This window comes from Stenotrophomonas maltophilia (assembly GCF_004920835.1).
GTDB classification, from domain to species: domain Bacteria; phylum Pseudomonadota; class Gammaproteobacteria; order Xanthomonadales; family Xanthomonadaceae; genus Stenotrophomonas; species Stenotrophomonas maltophilia_AQ.
Window position 1 is genome coordinate 167,863 of sequence record NZ_QFHO01000001.1, and the last position, 18,507, is coordinate 186,369.

Sequence of the window (18,507 nt, forward strand, 5' to 3'; positions counted from 1 at the left end):
TGCAGCGCGGCCAGCCCCGCAGTCAAGCACGGACAAGGCCGCTTCGCCAGAGGCAGACGCTGTTTTCAGCGCAGCGTGCCATGACAACGGTTACACCCGCGTCAGCGCCCGGCCACTGCGCTATTCTCGAAGCCGTGGGTGGTCCACCACCTGCGTATTTCCCTTGCCCGGACGCGCTGCATGCCTGACTCGACCCCGCCGCACATCCCGCCTGCCGGCACGGCCCAGCGCCCGTTGCAGCGCTGGCGCAGCGAGGGGCACCAGCAGCAGGTCGACGTGGTGGCCGAGGAAGTGCCGGTTGCACTGCGCTACAACGGCGCCGCCTTCGCGGTGATGATGGCCACGCCCTGCGACCTGGAAGACTTCGCGCTGGGTTTTTCGCTTAGCGAGGGGCTGATCACTACGCCCTCGCAACTGCTGTCGATCGAGGTCCGCCCGCAGCTGGAGGGCATCGAGCTGCAGATGACCGTTTCTGAAGACGCACCCGGTGCCGATCTGGATCCGGCCAATGGCCGCCTGCTGCCCGGTCGCGGTGGCTGTGGCCTGTGCGGCACGCGCCAGCTGGAGGATGTGCTGCGCCCGCTGCCGCAGATCCGCGAGCGCCGCACCTATCCGCATGCCGCATTGCTGCGGGCGCTGGCCACGCTGGCGCAGCATCAGCCGATGAATGCGGTGAGTGGATCGACGCACGCCGCGGCCTGGGCCGATGCCAGCGGGCGGATCGGCTGGGTGCGCGAAGACGTCGGCCGTCACAATGCGTTGGACAAACTGATCGGCGCCCTGCATCACAACGAGCACGCCATCGACGGCGGGTTGCTGGTGATTTCCAGCCGGGCCAGCTATGAAATGGTCAGCAAGGCGATACGTGCGGGTGCCAGCGTGCTGGCAGCGGTGTCGGCGCCGACCGCGCTGGCGATCGACCTGGCCCGCAGTGCGGGACTGTGCCTGGTCGGGTTCGCGCGGGAGAGCGGGTTCAATGTGTATACCCATCCCGAACGGCTGCAGGCGGACGACAGCCACGATAGCTGAGAACGGCCGGGAGCAAGACACCCCCGGCCTGATGGACCTCAGCGCAGCGCCACCTTGGGGAAGTCCACCGGCACGTCGAACGCCACGTTGATGTAGTTGGTGAACAGGTTGAGCGCCACATGGGCGAGGATCTCGACGATCTGCTCGTCATCGAAGCCGGCTGCGCGCAGCGCCTGCACATCACCGTCGGTGATCTGTGCACGCTGTTCAACCACCTTCAGCGCGAAGTCGAGCGCCGCCGAGGTGGCCGGATCACTGGACTGGCCGATCTGCGCGGCAGCCATCTGTTCGCTGCTGGCGCCGGCCTTTCGACCCAACGCCGTGTGCGCCGCCAGGCAGTACTCGCAGGCGTTGCGATTGGCGATGGCGACGGCGATCTGCTCGCCCAGCAACGGCGACAGCCGACCGCCGCCCAGCGCGCCGAACGAACCCCACATGCTCTGCAGGGCGGCCGGCGAGTTGGCCACGGCGCGGAACATGGCTGGGGTGGCGCCGAAAGCGGCGTGGACCTGGCCCAGCAGGGCCTGGCGCTCGGCAGTGGTGGCGGAGGCATCGATCAGGGGGACACGGGACATGGTGGATCTCCTTGGGAAAGCGCCCGGGATTGGACGACCTGCTCATCCTAGGTAGACTCGACGGACGCATTGGTCGTAATAAGCCGCATCTATTGTCCATTCGTCCATGAGCATGCCTGCCGACACCTCCGCACCTGACCGCCTGTCCTCCCTTCTGGAACGCTTCCGGGTGCAGGCCGCGCTGTTCCACAGCGGTCCGCTGTGCGGGCGCCATGTCTTCGAGCCGCAGCCCGGTCGGGCGTTCCTGCACATCCTGCGCCAGGGTGAAATGGAGGTCCGTCATCCCGACGGCGATATCGCGCTTCCCCGCTTGAAGATCGACGCGCCCAGCCTGCTGCTGTATCCGCAACCGCTGCACCACGTGTTCTTCAATGCGCCGCTGGATGGCCCCGACTTCACCTGCGCGACGCTCGACTTCGATGGCGGCGCGCGCAACCCCATCGTGCAATCGCTGCCGCCGGTGATGGTGGTGCCGCTGTCCGCGATCAGCGAACTGGACGACACCCTGCATCTGCTGTTCACCGAGGCCGACCGCCAACGCTGCGGTTCGCGGCTGCTGACCAACCGCCTGTTCGAGGTGGCGTTGATCCAGATCCTGCGCTGGGTGGTGGATCATCCCGATGCGGCCGGGGTCAGCCACGGGCTGATGCGCGGGCTGTCCGATGCGCGGCTGGCACGTACGCTGGTGGCGATGCACCAGGCGCCGCAGGACGAATGGACGCTGCCGCGCATGGCCGCCACCGCTGGCATGTCGCGCAGTGCGTTCGCAGCGGTGTTCAAGGAGGTGATGCAGGCGACGCCGGCTAGTTATCTGCTGGATTGGCGGCTGAGCCTGGCCTGCGCGCAGCTGCGTGCGGGCGTGGCGGTCAAGCAGGTGGCAATCGAAGTCGGGTTTGCCGATACCGCGTCATTGTCGAAGACGTTCCGCAAGCGGTTGGGAGCGTCGCCGCGGGCATGGCTGGCCGCGAGCGCAGCGCAGGCTGGGTAGAGTCGACTATCGCGCGAAGCGCGGGATTTTCGTGAGCAGCCGACCAGCGGTCGGCTCTACCAAGAGCGATATCCGCGCGTCGGTCGACGGCTCAGCTGGACAGTCCGTCGTTCTTTGCCAGCAGCCCGGCGATCCGCTCCGCTACCTGGGCGCGCACACTTTCATCCAGCTGCCCTTCGTACATCGCTTCGTAGATCCACAGGCCATCGGCCGCCAGCCGCGCTACGAAATTGTCGAGCGCGGCCGGATCCTGTTCCGCGGCCGACGGCGGCAACGGCGCCCAGCGCCGCACTGCCGGTCCCCACGGACGCTCGTCGGCGTCCGGGTCAGCCGATTCAAGCATGAACATCAACTCGGCACGGGTGGCGCTCTGCGCCGACACACGCACGAAGGTCTGGTAGCGCTCCAGCGCCGTGGCCTCACCTGCGGTCTTGCCCAGCAGCGACTCCATCGACGCTTCCCAGGCCTGCACCAGATGCTCGTCGATGCCGCGCAGCAGCGCTTCGCGCGACGGGAAGTGGTACAGCAGGCCGCCACGGGTCAGCTTGGCCTCGGCGGCCACCGACTCGAAGGTCACCGCGCGCACGCCGTCACGATTGATCACGTTGACGGCGGCGTCGAGGATGCGGTCGCGCTTGCTGGTTCTCATCGCGTCATTTTACGCGATCGGCCGCACCGTCGCGGCCACCGACGCGCCCCCGCAACAGGCGCGCGATGATCGCCGCGCCCACTGCCAGCACCACCGTGATCACCAGCAGCACGACCTGGTAGCCACGGTCATATGCGGCCGCAGCCAGCGCGAACCACTCGCCCTGCCCGCTTTCGCGTGCGGCATGCAGCGCCTGGGTGAAGCCGTGACGGGCAAGCTCGGGCATGTCCGCCGAGACCGGCAGGAAGGCGCCGTACATTGCCGCACTCAGGCTGCCCAGCATCGCCACCGCGAGCAGGCCACCAAACTCGTAGGACACCTCTTCCACCGACGAGGCCATGCCCGCGCGGTGTGCCGGCACATTGTTGAGGATGGCAGTGGATGCCACCGAGATGGCCGAGCCCATGCCGAAACCGGTGATCGCCATGCCGGCCACCACCCAGCCGAGGCCGTGCGGGAAGCCGAACGCCACAACACCGACACCCACGGCGCCAGCCGCCAGGCCACCGCAGATCAGCGGGCGCAGGCCCACGCGGTGCAGGATGCTGCCACCCAGCAGCGCACTGGGCAGGCTGCCCAGCGCCGCCACCGATACCAGCAGGCCTGCCTGCAGCGGCGTGAAGCCCGCCACCAGCTGGAAACGCTGGGTGGTAACCAGCTGCAGGCCAGCCATCGCGAACAAGGTGAATACCGCCGACAGCGTGCCGGCCAGGAACGCCGGATTGCGGAAGATCGCGAAGTCCAGCAACGGGTACGGCAACTGCCGCTGGCGACGTGCAAACGCCGCGCCGCTGATGACGGCCAGCAGCAGTGCACCGGCACCCAGCGCATACGACGGCGGCGTGGCGATCAGCGACTTGATGGCCAGCACCAGGCCGGACAGCGCCGCCAATGCCAGCAACGAAGACACCAGGTCCCACGGCCGCGAGGTATCGCGCTGGCCTTCCGGTGCCAGCAGCAGGGTTGCAACGAAGGCCACCACCACCACCGGCACGTTGATCAGGAACACCGAGCCCCACCAGAAGTGCTGCAGCAGCCAGCCTCCGATGATCGGACCCAGTCCCGCACCGACGATGGCCACCGAGCCCCAGATGGCGATGGCAATGTTGCGCTCGCGCTCTTCGTGGAAGCTCAGGCCGATCAGCGCCAGCGTGGCCGGCATCATCGCCGCCGCACCGACCGCCAGGAACGCACGGGCGGCGATCAGCTGCGCGGCGCTGTCAGCGAAGGCCGCCGCCAGCGAGGCGGTGCCGAACACCACCAGGCCGATCAGGAACATGCGGCGGTGACCGATGCGGTCACCAAGCGTACCGGCGCCCAGAAGCAGGCCGGCCATCACCAGCGGATAGGCGTTGATGATCCACAGCGCCTGGCCGGCACTGGCCGAGAGTTCCTCGGTGAGGGTGGGCAGTGCGGTGTACAGCACGGAGTTGTCGAGGGTGACCAGCAGCAGGCCGGCGGCGACAGTGAACAACAGTGCCCAGCGACGGGCACGCGACAGGGCCGGAGCGCCGGCCAAGGGCTGGGACAAAGCCATGGGGAAACCTGATGGGGGTGGAGTACCATCATAACTATACAGGATGTCCTGTATAGTTATGAGAAGGTCGCCAGACGTTCAGATTTCGTCCCGGGTAATGTTCATGTTCCGGAGAACGGTAGCGCCGGGCCGTGTCCGGCGAACGGGGTACCCGCAACAAGGCCGCCGGGTATGGCCCCGCTCTACCGGCAGTCTTCCGGCAACGCGGCAATCGCCGACACCACCGCTGCCTGCATGCCCTGCCCCACGGCCATGTCCAGCTCCCCGCCCGTTGCCCCATGTTGGCGCCGCAGCTCGTCCTCGCACAGGCCGCGCACCCGCGCACGCGCATTGGCGCGCAGGCTGCTGCAACGCCAATCGGTGCCCCCCAGCGGCAGCACCGAATACACCACGCTGTTGCAGGCGTTGCCTGCCCGCTGCTGCAGCGACAGGCCGCCGAAATCACGCGGTTCGCTGCTGCGCTGCGGATCGAAATAGCTGTCCGGGAAGGTGCGCGCGTACTGTTCGATGTCCACCTGCATGCTGCGCCCACCGGCCAACGGCATCTGCAGCGGCTGGCCACAACGCGTGGCGTCTGCACGATGCTGGATGTACTGGTAGATCGGCCGGTCCAGCGTTGGATCCTGCTGGGTCACCGCACTGACCGCCGCCAGCACCGGCAACGATGCACGATTGGCCATGCGCGCCAGCAGCCCCGTCTGTGCCGGCTGGCAGCGGTCGCGCAACGTGGCCGCCAGCAGGAACAGCACATCATTGCGAAAGGCGTGGTCTTCGCCCAGGCGTTGCTCGATGCGCTGGCTGGCATCGGCTGCCGGTGCCGGAAACGCGACCGCCGGAGGCTCTGGGACTACGGCGCGCCGCTGCCAGCACACCGCCAACGCTACGCCTGCTCCCGCCAACACCACCGCAGCGATGATCCAGCGCGCGCGCATCAGTTGTGGATCGCCGTCAGCGACGCCGCTGCGGCGTCGTAGGACGCGCTGGCGATATCCGCATCGAAGCGCTTGACCTGCAGGCGACCGGCCAACCGGTACGGATCCCACAGGTCGCCCAGCGCGATCGGCGTGGCCAGGGTCACATGGATGATCTGGTTCGGCGGCGGTGGCGGCACATGGATGCAGGCCCCGTAGAACGGCACGAACAACAGTTCGTCGACCAGTCCTGCGTCGTTGGTGCCCAGCGGCACCACGTAGCCATCCAGGTCAACGGCGCGGCCATCGGCAGTTTCGACCACCTGCGATGAACCGAACTGCTTGGCGCGGTCCGGGCTGGAATGGTCGATCTCCTGCCCCGGTGGCGTGCCAGAGCCTGTGTCGTCGATCAGCCCGCCCACCCCGTCCATGCCATTGCGTGACAGGCCGATCTGCGGCGGCGGACGCTGGTAGGTCACTTCGTCGGGCCGCAGTGCATCCCAACGGTCGATGGGCGCTTCGGTCGTGGCCGGCTGCGCCGCTGCCGGTGCTGCGGCGACGGTGGTGGCGCCCCCACCCGCCTGCGTACACCCCAGCAAGCCCAGGCAACACGCCAATCCGATCAGGACGCTACGGTTCATACGGCCTCAGCTGCGCATCGCGCATGGTGTAGGCGGAGCCGGCCAGATCATCGTCCAGCCGTTCGGCGCGCAGGGTACCGGCCAGGAAGAACGGCGAATACATGTCCGGCATCTCGATCGGGCGCGGCAGCACCACGTGCACGATCTGGTTCGGCGGTGGCGGCGGCACATGGATGCAGGCGCCGTAGTACGGCACGAACAGGAATTCGGTCAGCCGCCCGTCCTGCGCGTTGGCCAGCGGCACCACGTAGCCCTGCAAGCGCACCGGCCGCTGCAGTACGGTCTCCACGGTGCGGAACGTACCGAACTGCGGCATGCGCCGGTTGCCGTTGTGCTCGACCTCCGGGCCCTCGCCGCGCTCCAGCGCCGCCAGTTCTTCCTTCGGCATCATCTGCAACCAGTCCAGTTCCTGTTCCTCGGCAGCTGCCGGGGCATCGCGATCGACCACCGGTGACGGTGGCAGCGCCTGCACGCCGGTATCGACCGGGCGTTCGCAGGCGGTCAGCACCAGTAACATTGGCAACAGTGGCAACAGTGGCAACAGTGGCAACAGTGGCAACCAGCGCATGCTCAGCCCCCGGGTGACAGGCCATCGGCCAGCGTGCGCCGATAGGCCAGCAGCGCCGGCACCAGGCCGGCCACCGCGCTGATCGCCAGCACACCCGCGACCCACGCCAGTTCGCGGCCATCCGGCCAGATGTGGGTGATCGATAGGCCAAAGTTGGCCAGCGCCCAGCCACGCCCGGCCAGGCTGGCCACCACCAGTGCGGCCAGTGCGAGCACGCAGGCAAGCGCGCTGGTCGCCACCGCCTCCACCACCAGCAGGCTGGCGATATAGCCCGGGCGTGCACCGATGGCACGCAGCACCGCCATCTCGCGCCGTCGCTCCTGCAGGGTCGAGACCAGCAGCGCCACCAGCGAGACCATGCCCAGCAGCACCACCATCGCACTGATCAGCTGCAGTGCCCGCTCGGCGGTGCCCAGTGATTGCCACAGCTGCTGCAGGGTTACGCCGGGCAGGATCGCCAGCATCGCTTCGTCCGGATACTCGTTGATCCTGCGCTGTACCGAGAACGTGGCAATGCGCGAGTTCAGCCCGAGCATGAAAGCGGTGATGCTGGTCGGGGTCAGGTCCAGGTGGCGCGCCTGCTCGGCGCTGACGCTCTGGCTGCGCAGCTGCACGCCGGAGCGCCAGTCGACATGGATCGCCTCGATGGCCTGCAGCGAGACCAGCACCGAGGAATCAACCGGCGTGCCGGTGCGCTGCAGGATGCCAGCCACACGGAACGGCTTGTCGGCATGCGTGGCCAACGTGACCGCGCCGGTGCCATGGGCCAGCACGATCTCGTCGCCGAGGCCGACCTTCTGCGCGCGCGCCACCTCTGCGCCGATCACGGCGTCGTACAGGTCGTCGAACGGCCGCCCCTGTGCAAACGCCAGCGCATGCCCCGCGCTGTAGCGGTAGTGCTCGAAGTAGCCGCCACTGGTGCCGATCACCCGGTAGCCGCGCCACGAATCGCCCAGCGACAATGGCACCGCCCACTTCACCTGCGGCAGCGAGGACAGCTCCTGGTAGGACTGCCAGGACACGTTGTTGGTCGGGTCACCGATGTGGAACACCGAATACAGCAGCAGGTTCACCGGCCCGGAGCGGGCACCGACGATCAGGTCAGTGCCTGAGACGGTGCTGGCGAAACCTTCGTGCGCCTGCATGCGTACGCGCTCAACACCGAGCAGCAGCACCACGCTGAGGGTGATCACCAGCACGGTGAGGCTGACGCTCAATGCGCGGCTGCGCAGGCTGGCCCAGGCAAGTTCAAGCATGGGTGCCACCTGCGTGATTGATCTGCGACAACGCGATGGTGCGGTCGAACAAGGGCTGCAGGCTTTCATCGTGGCTGACCACCAGAACCGTGGTACCGGCGGCCCGGCACTGTGCGGACATCAGCTGCAGGAAGGCGGTCGCGGCTTGGCGATCCAGCGCCGAGGTCGGCTCGTCGGCCAGCAGCACTGCGGGGCGGCCTATCAAGGCGCGTGCGGCGGCCACGCGTTGCTGCTGGCCGACACTCAGGGTACCGGCCGCACGCTTGGACAACGCCGGATCCAGCTGCAGCGCTTCCAGCAGACGCAGGATCTCGTCGTCCAGCGGCCCGCTGATGCGCTCACTGCGCACCGGAGAAAAGCGCAGGCCCAGCGCGATGTTGTCGCGCACGCTGAGGAACGGCAGCAGGTTGAACTGCTGGAAGATCACGCCCAGCTGATCGGCACGGAAGCGATCACGCGCGGCACCCCGCATCATCTGCAGCGCGTGACCCGCCACTTCGACCCGCCCCCTGCCGGGAAGCAGGACGCCGGCCAGCAGGCCGAGCAAGGTGCTCTTGCCGCCACCGCTCACTCCACGCAACAGCACGCTGCTGCCCTGCTCTATCAGCAGCTGCGGGATATCCAGCACCAGGCGTGTTGCGTAGCCGAACTGCACATCCTCCAGGGCGATCACCGCTGGCGTGCTCACGGCGCCAGCACCACGCGCAGGTTGTCGGCACTCAGCACGCTGCGGTCCTGGCCGTTGGCGGTCGCACTGTTGACGATGACTTCGTGCAACCCGGGGAACAGCACCGGCAGGCGCACGACCAGGGCGCGCAGGGTACTCGGATTCGTGCAGCGATACTGCAGGTTGGCACTGAAACCGGCGTGGCGATGTTGCCCGGCCGCTGGCACAGCGGCGGTCGCAGCGAAGCCTTCGGCACTGGCGTCACTGCTGGCCAGGCGGCAGTTGGCGGCGGTGGGCAGGGTGACCCAGCTGCCGCCCTTCAGCAATGCCGTGGCGCGCGACAGTGCCGCCTGCTCGGTCGCGTTGGCGGGCGGTCGCTCGAAATCAAGAATGCCGATACCCGGCGCCTGCAGGGCGAACTCCAGCGTTCCCTGGTCGAGTGCGAGATCGACGGTGGCCTGGCCGTGCACGTGCGGTGCATGCTGGCGGACATCGTGTGCCTGCGCCGCGTTGGCAGCCAGCAGCAGGAAAAGAGCAGCAGGAAGCTTCATGGGGGAGACTCCAATTGTTACTATGTAACATAATGGACCACATCCCCCCGACCCCCGCAAGGGCTCTGGCCCAGCCGCCAACTTCGGCACGCTGGCATCCCCGTTTCGATCTGGCCGGTGCCTGGCTGTCGCTGGCCTGCGCCGCCCATTGCATCGCCCTGCCACTGCTGCTGGCCTTCGTGCCGGCGGCAATGATGGCGCTGCGCTCGTTCCAGCACCCCGGCCACGGCGTGATGACGCTGCTGTTGATGATGTCGCGCTGGGAATGGTTGTTCGCATTGATGGCCTCGACACTGGCGCTGGCCAGTACCACGGCCGGGCTGTACCGGCATTGGCGCTGGCTGCCGGTGCGGCTGGCCGTGGTTGGCGCGATCCTGCTGGTGTCAGCGTCGCTGTACCTGCCGTTGAAGGAATCGCTGCTCTGGCATGGCGTGGCCACCGCCTGCGGTGGCGTGCTGCTGGCATGCGCGCACATCGGCAACCGGCGGGCATTGCACGTCCACCGGTAGCGCCGGCCACTGGCCGGCGCCCCGCAGATGCCGGCCAGCGGCCGGCACTACCTTTGCTCAGAAGCGGTAACCCACTTCCGCGCCGAAGATGCGCGGGCTGTCGACCGGGCCGTAGTAGTTGCCGTCGCGGCCGAAGGCCAGGTTGTCGAAGATCAGGCCATTGATGCGGCGCTTGTTGGTCAGGTTCTGCACGAACACCCGCGCGCTCCACGGCCCGGTCTCGTAGCCCAGCTGCGCACCGAGCACGGCCACTGCGGGCTGGAACGCGCGGTTGCGTTCATCCAGTGCACTGGAGCCGGTGAACTGCGATTCCAGCCGAGCATAGATGCCCGAGTCGAACTGATAGCGCGCCGCCAGATAGCCAGTGTAGTGAGGGGTCAGCTTGACCCGCTTGCCATCCAGGTTCTGGTCCACGCTGACCCACAGCTTGGTGTACTTCGCATCGACGTAGCCCACATTCGCCATCAGGGTGAAGCCCGGCAGCACTTCGAACACGCCCTCCAGCTCGGCACCACGCGAACGGATCGAGGCATCCGAACCTACGTAGTCCGACGAGATCGGGCGGCCGTTGGCATCGGTGGCCACCTGGATCTCCTGCCAGTTGTCCGAGGTGATGTGGAACAGCGCACCACCGATGTGGCCACGCCCGCCGGCCAGGTTCATCTTGAAGCCCAGCTCATGGCTCCACATGCGTTCGGACTCGTAGCGCAGCACCTTGTCGTTGACCACATCGCTCTGCGCCGCAGCCAGATTGAAGCCACCCGGAATGTAGCCCTTGGCCGAGGCCGCGTAGAAGGAAAGGTCGTCAGTGGCGTCGTAGCGCAGCGACACCCGCGGCAGCGTGGCCGAGAAGGTATGCGCCAGCGCGGCATCGCGGTACAGCACGCGGCCACCGGCGCCCAGATCCAGCGCACCGGCACGCTGTTCGGTGGAGCGCCGTGCCTGCTCATGGCGCAGGCCGGCGCTGGCGGTCAGCTTCGGCACCGCCGGGAAGGTGTAGCTTGCGGTGGCGAAGACGCTGTAGTCCTCGCCCTTGGAGGTCTGCCGCGGGGCCAGGTTGTAGCTGTCCAGCCCATGCAGCGCCGGGCCGACGAAGGTGCCGAGGATCGAATCCTTGCTGTTGCGGTAGGTCGACACACCCGCCATCCAGGTCAGCGCCTGGTCGCTGGGCGAGCTGAAGCGCGCCTCGGCCGTCCATTCCTTCTTCCTGTCGTAGATGCGACCGGCCAATGCCGGGCTGTTGGTCATGTCGAAGTCGTAGCCGGCCGAGGTCACCTCCTCGTCCCGCCAGGAAGCGGCCACGTCCAGCGTGCCGGCCTGCAGCTGCCATTGCGCACTGAGGCCAGCCACCGTTTCGTCCTTTTCGGTGCGCTTGGGCGCGTCGTTGATGTAGGTGAAGTCACCGGCACGGCGGCCGCCATTGAGCGATGTGCCGTAGGTGCGGTTGTAGAGGCCGGTATCCAGCGGCAGGTATTCATACTCGAACATGCCCGGCGCGCGGGTGCGCAGGTGATAGGCCAGCGCGTTCACCGAAACGTAGTCGCTCGGCCGCCAGCGCAGCTTGCCCTGGAGGTAGCCTTCGCCGACCTTGCCGCGCGCACCGGAAGGCGTGAGGTTCTTCAGGTAGGCGTCCTCATCGGAGCCCATGAACGCCACCGAGCCGGACAGGCTGCCCGTCTTGTTCAGCGGCCCTGCCAGGAAGCCATCGAGAGCGGTGCCATTGCCGTTGCCGAACCAGGTGCTGCGCAGGTTGACCTCGCCTTCGCGCTTGTCCGCAGGACCACGCGTACGCACCAGCACCAGGCCGGATTCGCTGTTGGCGCCATACAACGTGCCCTGCGGACCGCGCAGCACCTCCACCGACTCGACCTGGTTGAGCACGGCATTGCTCAGTTCGCGGAACGGAATGCCGTCGATGTAGACCGAGGCGCGGTTGACCAGGAACGGATTGGACTCGATGCCGCGGATCGAGATGAACATGTTGCTGAGCTGGCCCATCGCATTGAACTTGACGTTCGGCGCGAGCTTGTCGAGGTCACGGAACTCGGTGACGCCCGCTTCCTTCAGGGCCTGCCTGTCGAGCACCGTCACCGACAGATCGCTCTTCAGGTAAGGCGTATCGCGCTTGGAACCGGTGACGCGGACACCGTCGAGCGTGGTCGGGTCGGCCTGCTGGGCAAGGGCGGGCAAGGCAGGAACGAGCAGGGATGCTGCGATGAGCGCGGCAGCAGGCGTGGACGACTTCAAAGCGGGAACCTCGACGGATGGAGTGACGGAAGCGCGAGCGGCGGCAGCGCGGGCAAGAGTGTTATCCTGTAACATTCGCGCCCTGCCGCCACTCCATTTCCGGCAGCGCCGCTCCATTCCCGGATCCGTGATGCCCGCCCTCACCGACCAGTTGCTGCAGGAAACCCGGTCGCAGGCCCCTGCTGCCTACGCCAGCGATGACGGGGCGGTGGTGCTGCTGCGCCATCGCTTCGAGGCCAGCGAAGGCGAGATGGGCCATCCGCACCAGCTTCGCCTGGGCCTGGCCGTGGGCGGCGGCGGACGGCTGCAGCAGCGCACCCTCAACGGCCTGCTGCAGGCGCCGTGGCGGCCCGGCCAGTTCAATCTGGTGCTGCCGGGAGACACCGGCACCTATGCCAGCCCCGCAGTCGATCTGCTCGGCATCGCCATCGATACCCGCCTGCATCCGCAGGATCCGCAGCGGTTGCAACACCTGCAGCCGCTGGCGGCGCGGCTGCACCACGACCCGGTGATCACTTCGGTACTGCAGGCGTTGTGGTGCAGCGCGCAGGCCGATGTCTGCCTGCCAGGCTTCCTGGAGCATGGCGCCCAGGTCCTGCTCCACCGCCTGGGCCAGCTTGCCGGGCTTGCCTGCACGGAACGCGGCAGGGACACGGCACTGTCCACGCGGCGGCTGCAGCAGCTGGAGGCCTACATCGATGCACAGCACGGCCAGCCTCTTGAAGTCGCACAGTTGGCCGCTGCGGTGCAGATGGACCCGTCCACGTTCGGTCGTGCGCTGCGCGCCGCCACCGGTCTGCCGCCCTATGCGTTCCTGACCCGACGCCGCATGCAATGGGCGCGCGGGGCACTGGCCCAGGGATGCAGCGTCACCGAGGTTGCGCTGGCCAGTGGCTACGCCAATCCCAGCAAGTTCAGCGCAGCCTTCCGGCGTGTGGTCGGTTGTTCGCCTTCGGCCTGGATCGCGCAGTCACGGGCCCGGTAGCGCCGGCCGCGGGCCGGCAGCCAACATTACAGACCGGTAATGTTCGCGTCAGGGCAGCGAAAGGCGCGCTGCACCACCCTGAGCGCAACTTCCCGACAGGCGTTCCCGCACATGACCCGCGCCCTGCTCCGCCCCACCTCGCTCGCCCTGCTGCTGTCCGGCCTTGCGGTCGCACCGCTGGCGCTGGCCCATCCCAGCCTGGTGCGTGCAACGCCGGCCGCCGACGCCACCGTGGCCCCGGCCAGCCAGATCGAACTGCAGTTCAGTGAAAAGGTGATGCCGCGTGCCACCCGCATCGAACTGAGCATGGACCATGGCCGCATGAAGATGGCGATGCCGACCACTGCGCAGGAGATCTCCGAGGACGGCCACACCCTGCGCGCGCGCTTCGCCAAGCCGCTGCCTGCCGGCACTTACGCCCTGCAGTGGCGCGCGGTCGGCCAGGACAGCCATCCGATCACCGGCAACTACCGCTTCACCGTGAAGTAAGGCCGCTGCTGTGGCCGAGCTTTCGCCGTATGCGCTGCGGCTTTCGCTGTATGCCGTGTTGATGCTGCTGTTCGGGCGGATGCTGTTCGTCCGGCCCGGGCTGCCGCACGGCGTCTCGCTGACGCTCACCGTGATCGCGTTGGTACTGGTCATCACCGACGCGGTGACCCGGTTGTCCGGCGTGCTTGGCATATCGCCGGCCGACATCGACGGCGAGACCGCGCGCTGGTTTCTTGCCGGTACGCCAGTGGGGGAAGCGGGCCTGCTGCGCCTCCTGGCCATACTGGCAATGTTGCCGCTGCTGGCCATCAACCGCCCCGTACAGGGCCTGCGCCGCCTCGCACTGCTGGCACTGTCTGCCAGCGCATTGGCCAGCCTTTCCTGGAATGGCCATGCCGCCGCCGGCGACGGGTTCGGCGGCACGCTTCGGCTCGGCGCCGGCATGCTGCATCTGCTGGCCGCCGGCGCCTGGGTCGGGGCGATCGCCGCCATCCTGCAGCTGGCGCTGCGACCGCAGGGCCTGCGTCTGCGCGAACGCACCCGCGAGCTGTGGCAGGCCGCGCACAGCTTCGCTGTGCCCGGCACGATCATCGTCGCCCTGCTGGCGATGACCGGCACCTATACCTATGTCGATCTCGGCGGCTCGCTGCACACCCTGGCCGAAACCGCACATGGGCGCTGGCTGCTGCTCAAACTGGCCCTGGTCGGCGGCATGCTGGGGCTGGCCGCGCTGCATCGCTGGCGGCTGGTACCGGCGCTGGCCGTTTCCATCCGCGGCGGCTGGCAACCCAGGCCACTGCGTTCGCTGCGCCACAGCCTGGCCTGCGAAGCGGTGCTGGCGCTGCTGGTGCTGGCCTGTGTAGCGGTACTCGGCACCCTGGACCCGGTGGCATGAACCGCCGCTGCCGACCCACCCGCAAGCTGCGATGATGGCCGCACCATGAAACTGCTGATCGTCGAAGACGAACCCAAGACCGGCAACTACCTGCGCCAGGGCCTGATCGAGGCCGGCTATGTGGTCGATCTCGCCAGCAACGGCATCGACGGGCTGCACCTGGCCGGGAGCGGCGAGTACCAGCTGGTCATCCTCGATGTGATGCTGCCCGGCCTGGATGGCTGGACCGTGCTGTCGCGGCTGCGTGGAGCCGGCTGGCCGCTGCCGGTGCTGTTCCTGACCGCGCGCAGCAGCATCGCCGACCGCGTGCAGGGCCTGGAGCTGGGCGCCGATGACTACCTGGCCAAGCCCTTCGCTTTCGCCGAGCTGCTGGCGCGCGTGCGCACGCTGCTGCGCCGTGGCCAGGCCGTGCCGCAGGTTGAACGCATCGTCATTGCCGACCTGGTGGTGGATACCCTGCGCCGCCGGGTGGAGCGTGGCGGCCAGCGCATCGCGCTCAGCCAGAAGGAGTACACCCTGCTGGAGCTGCTGGCACGGCGCCGTGGCGAAGTGCTGCCGCGCTCGCTGATCGCCTCGCAGGTGTGGGACATGAACTTCGACAGCGACACCAATGTGATCGACGTGGCGATCCGCCGCCTGCGCGCGAAGATCGACGATGATTTCGCCGAGAAGCTGATCGTCACCGTGCGCGGCATGGGCTATGTGCTGGAGGCGCCGGACGACGGCGCCGCGCGCAACGGATGAGCCTGCGCCGCTCCATCGCGGTGCGGCTGACGCTGCTGTTCGCCACCGTGGCAACGCTGGTGCTGGCGGCACTCGGCGTGGCGATCTATATCAGCGCCCGTCACGATCTGGTCGCACAGGATTTCACCGAGCTGGAGAACAAGGTCGCGTTGATCAGTGACCTGGCCGGCAATGGGCCTGCGTCCGTTCGCGGGCAACGACTGGCAGAGGCGCTGAGCCACCATCCCGACATCGCCTTCCATATTGTGGATGCGCGCGGCACCGTGCTGTTCTCCACCGCGCCGGCGCTGCTGCGCGAACACGCACGCAGCCAGCCTATCGATAGTGCCTTCCGGCGGCACGACTGGATCCTTGCCGACGGAACGTGCATGCATGCGCTGCACCTGCGCCAGACCCTGGCCGACGGCAGCCAGCTGCTGATCCTGCTGGCCATCGACGATGCCCGCCATGCCGACTTCCTGCAGCGCTTCCGCCACCTGCTGGCGATCGCCATCATCGGTGCCGCCGTGGCCAGCAGCCTGCTGGGTGGCTATGTGGTACGACGCACGCTGCGACCGCTGCGGACGCTGGCCGATGAAGCCCGTCAGATCACCGCAGGGCGCCTGCAGCGGCGTTTGAACGCCCGCAGCGCGCCGGCTGAGCTGGAACAGCTGGCGCAGACCCTCAACGGCATGCTGGCGCGATTACAGCAGGACTTCGCGCGCCTGACCGAATTCTCCGGTGATCTGGCCCACGAGCTGCGCACGCCTATCACCAACATGCTGACCCAGGTACAGGTGGTGCTGGCCCACCCGCGCAGCAACGAGGCCTATCGCGAGACGCTGGCCTCGTGCGCCGAAGAACTGCAGCAGTTGGCGCAGACCGTGGGTGACCTGCTGTACCTGGCGCAGGCCGAGGCGCCGGGGGCACTGCCTTCGCGCGAGCCGGTGGCGCTGGATGCGGTGGTGGATTCGCTGCTGGAGTTTTACGAACTGCTGGCTGAGGACCGGCAATTGACCCTGTGCCGCGACGGCGTGGCGAGCGTGGAAGGCAACCGTTTGATGCTGCACCGGGCGATCGCCAATCTGCTGTCCAACGCGTTGAAGCACGCAGCCGTGGGCAGCGAGGTGCGGGTGGAGCTGGTCGAGGGCGATGGCATGTGCAGGGTCAGCGTGCACAACCTCGGCCCGCCGATTGCCGAAGCAGCACTGCCGCGCCTGTTCGATCGCTTCTATCGCGGCGAGCGTGGCCGCCACGAAGGTGCTGGACTGGGCCTGGCGATCACCCGCGCAATTGCACAGGCCCATGGCGGAACGGTAAGCGTGACCTCCGATGAAACCGGCACCGTGTTCGAGCTGGTGCTGCCGAGCGCCGCAGCGCCGTAATACCGGCCGCTGGCCGGCAGCCTTGGCACACCCAGCGTATTGCAGTTGCCGGCCAGCGGCCGGCACTACCCAGCATGGCCAGCGGTTGGTAGTGCCGGCCGCTGGCCGGCAACCCCGGCCGGGTCGAACATCCCGGCTACCCAATCGATGAACACCCGCAGCCGCGGCGACGGCGTGCGGTTGCGCGGGTAGACCAGATTCAACGGGCTCGGCGTCGGCGGTGCGTCCGGCAACAGCTCGACCAGCTGCCCGCGCGCAATGTAGGGGGCCATCCGGTAGCGCGGCGCCTGGATGATGCCCAGCCCTGCCAGCGCGGCACCGAGGAAGGCATCGGCGCCGGAAACCGTCACCCGCGCGGGCAGCGGGACATAGCGGATCTGGCCAGCCTGCTGGAACTCCAGTGGTATCAGCTGGCCGGTGGCACTTGAGCGGTAACCGACCATCTGGTGGCCGTCCTGCAGGGCATCGATGCTGCCCGGCACGCCTCTGGCCTGCACGTAGCTTGGCGAGGCCGCCGTGACCTCGCGCAGCATCGTCAACCGGCGCGCCGCCAGATCGCTGTCGGCCAGCGTCCCCACCCGCATCGCCGCATCCACGCCTTCGCGCAGAAGATCGACATAGCGATCGCCCTCGCTGACCTCCAGTTCGATCTCAGGGTAGCGCTGCAGAAAGTCTGGAAGGTGTGGAAACAGCAGGTGCCGGCCCAGCGTGCCATGCACTTCAATCCGCAGCGGGCCGCGTGGTGGCACGTCACGGAACGCGGCTTCAGCGTCGTCCATGTCGGCGATCAGGCGCAGGCAACGGCCATAGAAGGCCTCGCCTTCCAGCGTCGGCACCACCAGCCGCGTGGTCCGGTGCAGCAGGCGCACGCCCAGCCGATTCTCCAGCGCCTTGATCGCATCGGTCACCGTGGCCCGCGGCAAGCCGAGGTCCCCGGAGGCACGGGTGAAGCTGCGGCGCTCGACGATACGGACGAAGGCGCGCATGGCCGTGAAACGGTCCATTGTTCGGCTACCCGGATTATGTTGACGGATTATGCATGATTATCCGGATCGATGAGATGACGAAGATGGCACTGCGCCAGTCCGGCGCGCCCTGCTGGAACCGACCATGCCCACATCTTCCGCCCGCCGCGTCGCCCTGGTCACCGGTGGTTCCCGTGGCATCGGCGCTGCCATTTCGCGCCGCCTGGCCGCCGACGGCCACGCCGTGGCGATCAACTACGCCGGCCGCCGCGATGATGCCGAGGCACTGGCCGCCGAACTCACGGCCACTGGCGCACAGGCCATCGCGCTGCAGGCCGATGTGGCAGACCCGCAGGCGGTGCGCCAGCTGTTCGACGCCATCGAGACCTGCTTCGGCGGCATCGACGTGGTGGTGAACAGTGCTGGCGTACTGCAGCTGGCGCCGCTGGCCGACAGCGACGACGCACTGTTCGAACGGGTCATCGGCATCAACCTGAAGGGCGCCTTCAACGTGCTGCGCGAGAGCGCGCGACGGGTGCGTGACGGCGGCCGCCTGATCAGCCTGTCCACCAGCGTGGTCGGCATCAAGCTGGAGAACTACAGCGTGTACGCGGCCAGCAAGGCCGCGGTGGAGACGATGGGCGCGATCCTCAGCAAGGAGCTGCGCGGGCGCAACATCACCGTGAACGCGGTGGCGCCCGGCCCGACCGCCACCGACCTGTTCCTGGATGGCAAGGCACCGGAGCTGATCGAGCGGCTGGCAAAGATGAATCCCCTGGAGCGACTGGGCACGTCGGAGGACATCGCCGGAGCGGTGGCCTTCCTGGCCGGTGCCGATGGCGGGTGGATCAACGGCCAGGTGCTGCGCGCCAATGGCGGGATGGTGTGACCACGCGCCAACCCCGGTAGTCGCCCACCTTGGTGGGCGCTTCACCGC

20 protein-coding genes are annotated in these 18,507 nt (G+C 67.8%); 9 read left to right on the forward strand and 11 right to left on the reverse strand.

What is annotated here, in order from left to right:
• The first annotated feature begins 180 nt into the window (after window positions 1–180).
• Window positions 181–1,029: a formate dehydrogenase accessory sulfurtransferase FdhD gene (gene fdhD / locus DI041_RS00725; RefSeq protein ID WP_136637949.1), complete on the forward strand. Its 849-nt coding sequence runs from the start codon at window positions 181–183 to the stop codon at window positions 1,027–1,029.
• A gap of 38 nt (window positions 1,030–1,067) precedes the next feature.
• On the opposite strand, the gene DI041_RS00730 is transcribed toward fdhD, so the two are convergent.
• The gene (locus DI041_RS00730; RefSeq protein WP_046982541.1) at window positions 1,068–1,604 is read right to left on the reverse strand and encodes a carboxymuconolactone decarboxylase family protein; all 537 of its coding nucleotides are present in this window, start codon (window positions 1,602–1,604) and stop codon (window positions 1,068–1,070) included.
• 106 nt (window positions 1,605–1,710) lie between these two features.
• On the opposite strand from DI041_RS00730, the gene DI041_RS00735 reads away from it, so the two are divergent.
• Window positions 1,711–2,592 carry an AraC family transcriptional regulator gene (locus tag DI041_RS00735; protein WP_046982540.1) on the forward strand — a complete coding sequence of 294 codons (882 nt, stop codon included), beginning with the start codon at window positions 1,711–1,713 and terminating at the stop codon, window positions 2,590–2,592.
• 91 nt (window positions 2,593–2,683) lie between these two features.
• Here DI041_RS00735 and DI041_RS00740 read toward each other — a convergent pair whose 3' ends face one another.
• The 8 genes from DI041_RS00740 to DI041_RS00775 form a co-directional block, all read right to left on the reverse strand.
• The gene (locus DI041_RS00740; RefSeq protein WP_046982539.1) at window positions 2,684–3,241 is read right to left on the reverse strand and encodes a TetR/AcrR family transcriptional regulator; all 558 of its coding nucleotides are present in this window, start codon (window positions 3,239–3,241) and stop codon (window positions 2,684–2,686) included.
• 4 nt (window positions 3,242–3,245) lie between these two features.
• Complete coding sequence (locus tag DI041_RS00745) at window positions 3,246–4,778, reverse strand: MFS transporter (protein ID WP_136637948.1); 1,533 nt, start codon at window positions 4,776–4,778, stop codon at window positions 3,246–3,248.
• A gap of 182 nt (window positions 4,779–4,960) precedes the next feature.
• Entirely contained in the window at window positions 4,961–5,710 is a 750-nt protein-coding gene (locus DI041_RS00750; RefSeq protein WP_136637947.1) for a hypothetical protein, read from the reverse strand.
• Complete coding sequence (locus DI041_RS00755) at window positions 5,710–6,330, reverse strand: DUF3299 domain-containing protein (RefSeq protein WP_136637946.1); 621 nt, start codon at window positions 6,328–6,330, stop codon at window positions 5,710–5,712. The genes DI041_RS00750 and DI041_RS00755 overlap by 1 nt, the downstream gene beginning before the upstream one ends.
• The gene (locus DI041_RS00760) at window positions 6,320–6,847 is read right to left on the reverse strand and encodes a DUF3299 domain-containing protein (RefSeq protein WP_136638058.1); all 528 of its coding nucleotides are present in this window, start codon (window positions 6,845–6,847) and stop codon (window positions 6,320–6,322) included. Before DI041_RS00760 ends, DI041_RS00755 begins: the two co-directional genes overlap by 11 nt.
• Window positions 6,848–6,900: 53 nt before the next feature.
• Window positions 6,901–8,154, reverse strand: a complete 1,254-nt coding sequence (locus DI041_RS00765) for an ABC transporter permease (protein ID WP_136637945.1) — start codon at window positions 8,152–8,154, stop codon at window positions 6,901–6,903.
• Entirely contained in the window at window positions 8,147–8,842 is a 696-nt protein-coding gene (locus DI041_RS00770) for an ATP-binding cassette domain-containing protein (RefSeq protein ID WP_046982533.1), read from the reverse strand. Before DI041_RS00770 ends, DI041_RS00765 begins: the two co-directional genes overlap by 8 nt.
• The gene (locus DI041_RS00775; protein WP_136637944.1) at window positions 8,839–9,372 is read right to left on the reverse strand and encodes a ZrgA family zinc uptake protein; all 534 of its coding nucleotides are present in this window, start codon (window positions 9,370–9,372) and stop codon (window positions 8,839–8,841) included. Before DI041_RS00775 ends, DI041_RS00770 begins: the two co-directional genes overlap by 4 nt.
• A gap of 32 nt (window positions 9,373–9,404) precedes the next feature.
• Between DI041_RS00775 and DI041_RS00780 the strand changes: the two genes are divergently transcribed.
• Window positions 9,405–9,881 (forward strand): MerC domain-containing protein, encoded by a 477-nt coding sequence (locus DI041_RS00780; protein ID WP_136637943.1) that lies wholly within the window; start codon window positions 9,405–9,407, stop codon window positions 9,879–9,881.
• A 57-nt stretch (window positions 9,882–9,938) separates the two neighbouring features.
• Here DI041_RS00780 and DI041_RS00785 read toward each other — a convergent pair whose 3' ends face one another.
• Complete coding sequence (locus tag DI041_RS00785; RefSeq protein WP_136637942.1) at window positions 9,939–12,071, reverse strand: TonB-dependent receptor; 2,133 nt, start codon at window positions 12,069–12,071, stop codon at window positions 9,939–9,941.
• Between the two features lie 187 nt (window positions 12,072–12,258).
• Here DI041_RS00785 and DI041_RS00790 point away from each other — a divergent pair, with 187 nt between their 5' ends.
• The 5 genes from DI041_RS00790 (at window position 12,259) to DI041_RS00810 (ending at window position 16,605) form a co-directional block, all read left to right on the forward strand.
• Window positions 12,259–13,113 (forward strand): helix-turn-helix domain-containing protein, encoded by an 855-nt coding sequence (locus DI041_RS00790; protein WP_046982529.1) that lies wholly within the window; start codon window positions 12,259–12,261, stop codon window positions 13,111–13,113.
• 111 nt (window positions 13,114–13,224) lie between these two features.
• Window positions 13,225–13,602, forward strand: a complete 378-nt coding sequence (gene copC, locus DI041_RS00795) for a copper homeostasis periplasmic binding protein CopC (protein WP_046982528.1) — start codon at window positions 13,225–13,227, stop codon at window positions 13,600–13,602.
• 10 nt (window positions 13,603–13,612) lie between these two features.
• Window positions 13,613–14,497 carry a copper homeostasis membrane protein CopD gene (gene copD, locus DI041_RS00800; RefSeq protein ID WP_046982527.1) on the forward strand — a complete coding sequence of 295 codons (885 nt, stop codon included), beginning with the start codon at window positions 13,613–13,615 and terminating at the stop codon, window positions 14,495–14,497.
• Window positions 14,498–14,542: 45 nt separating this feature from the next.
• Window positions 14,543–15,241, forward strand: a complete 699-nt coding sequence (locus tag DI041_RS00805) for a heavy metal response regulator transcription factor (RefSeq protein ID WP_136637941.1) — start codon at window positions 14,543–14,545, stop codon at window positions 15,239–15,241.
• Window positions 15,238–16,605 (forward strand): heavy metal sensor histidine kinase, encoded by a 1,368-nt coding sequence (locus DI041_RS00810; RefSeq protein WP_046982525.1) that lies wholly within the window; start codon window positions 15,238–15,240, stop codon window positions 16,603–16,605. The genes DI041_RS00805 and DI041_RS00810 overlap by 4 nt, the downstream gene beginning before the upstream one ends.
• A gap of 65 nt (window positions 16,606–16,670) precedes the next feature.
• Here DI041_RS00810 and DI041_RS00815 read toward each other — a convergent pair whose 3' ends face one another.
• Window positions 16,671–17,609: a LysR family transcriptional regulator gene (locus DI041_RS00815; protein ID WP_136637940.1), complete on the reverse strand. Its 939-nt coding sequence runs from the start codon at window positions 17,607–17,609 to the stop codon at window positions 16,671–16,673.
• A gap of 106 nt (window positions 17,610–17,715) precedes the next feature.
• On the opposite strand from DI041_RS00815, the gene DI041_RS00820 reads away from it, so the two are divergent.
• Window positions 17,716–18,459 carry an SDR family oxidoreductase gene (locus DI041_RS00820; protein ID WP_136637939.1) on the forward strand — a complete coding sequence of 248 codons (744 nt, stop codon included), beginning with the start codon at window positions 17,716–17,718 and terminating at the stop codon, window positions 18,457–18,459.
• Window positions 18,460–18,507: the final 48 nt, after the last annotated feature.

What these genes read in the sequence shown, in the direction of transcription:
- DI041_RS00755 (WP_136637946.1), bottom strand. Translation starts at nt 6,330, where the DNA reads ATGAACCGTAGCGTCCTGATCGGATTGGCGTGTTGCCTGGGCTTGCTG.
- DI041_RS00750 (WP_136637947.1), bottom strand. Translation starts at nt 5,710, where the DNA reads ATGCGCGCGCGCTGGATCATCGCTGCGGTGGTGTTGGCGGGAGCAGGC.
- DI041_RS00765 (WP_136637945.1), bottom strand. Translation starts at nt 8,154, where the DNA reads ATGCTTGAACTTGCCTGGGCCAGCCTGCGCAGCCGCGCATTGAGCGTC.
- DI041_RS00740 (WP_046982539.1), bottom strand. Translation starts at nt 3,241, where the DNA reads ATGAGAACCAGCAAGCGCGACCGCATCCTCGACGCCGCCGTCAACGTG.
- DI041_RS00730 (WP_046982541.1), bottom strand. Translation starts at nt 1,604, where the DNA reads ATGTCCCGTGTCCCCCTGATCGATGCCTCCGCCACCACTGCCGAGCGC.
- DI041_RS00820 (WP_136637939.1), top strand. Translation starts at nt 17,716, where the DNA reads ATGCCCACATCTTCCGCCCGCCGCGTCGCCCTGGTCACCGGTGGTTCC.
- DI041_RS00815 (WP_136637940.1), bottom strand. Translation starts at nt 17,609, where the DNA reads ATGGACCGTTTCACGGCCATGCGCGCCTTCGTCCGTATCGTCGAGCGC.
- DI041_RS00745 (WP_136637948.1), bottom strand. Translation starts at nt 4,778, where the DNA reads ATGGCTTTGTCCCAGCCCTTGGCCGGCGCTCCGGCCCTGTCGCGTGCC.
- DI041_RS00805 (WP_136637941.1), top strand. Translation starts at nt 14,543, where the DNA reads ATGAAACTGCTGATCGTCGAAGACGAACCCAAGACCGGCAACTACCTG.
- DI041_RS00735 (WP_046982540.1), top strand. Translation starts at nt 1,711, where the DNA reads ATGAGCATGCCTGCCGACACCTCCGCACCTGACCGCCTGTCCTCCCTT.
- DI041_RS00810 (WP_046982525.1), top strand. Translation starts at nt 15,238, where the DNA reads ATGAGCCTGCGCCGCTCCATCGCGGTGCGGCTGACGCTGCTGTTCGCC.
- copC (WP_046982528.1), top strand. Translation starts at nt 13,225, where the DNA reads ATGACCCGCGCCCTGCTCCGCCCCACCTCGCTCGCCCTGCTGCTGTCC.
- DI041_RS00780 (WP_136637943.1), top strand. Translation starts at nt 9,405, where the DNA reads ATGGACCACATCCCCCCGACCCCCGCAAGGGCTCTGGCCCAGCCGCCA.
- DI041_RS00775 (WP_136637944.1), bottom strand. Translation starts at nt 9,372, where the DNA reads ATGAAGCTTCCTGCTGCTCTTTTCCTGCTGCTGGCTGCCAACGCGGCG.
- DI041_RS00760 (WP_136638058.1), bottom strand. Translation starts at nt 6,847, where the DNA reads ATGTTACTGGTGCTGACCGCCTGCGAACGCCCGGTCGATACCGGCGTG.
- DI041_RS00790 (WP_046982529.1), top strand. Translation starts at nt 12,259, where the DNA reads ATGCCCGCCCTCACCGACCAGTTGCTGCAGGAAACCCGGTCGCAGGCC.
- fdhD (WP_136637949.1), top strand. Translation starts at nt 181, where the DNA reads ATGCCTGACTCGACCCCGCCGCACATCCCGCCTGCCGGCACGGCCCAG.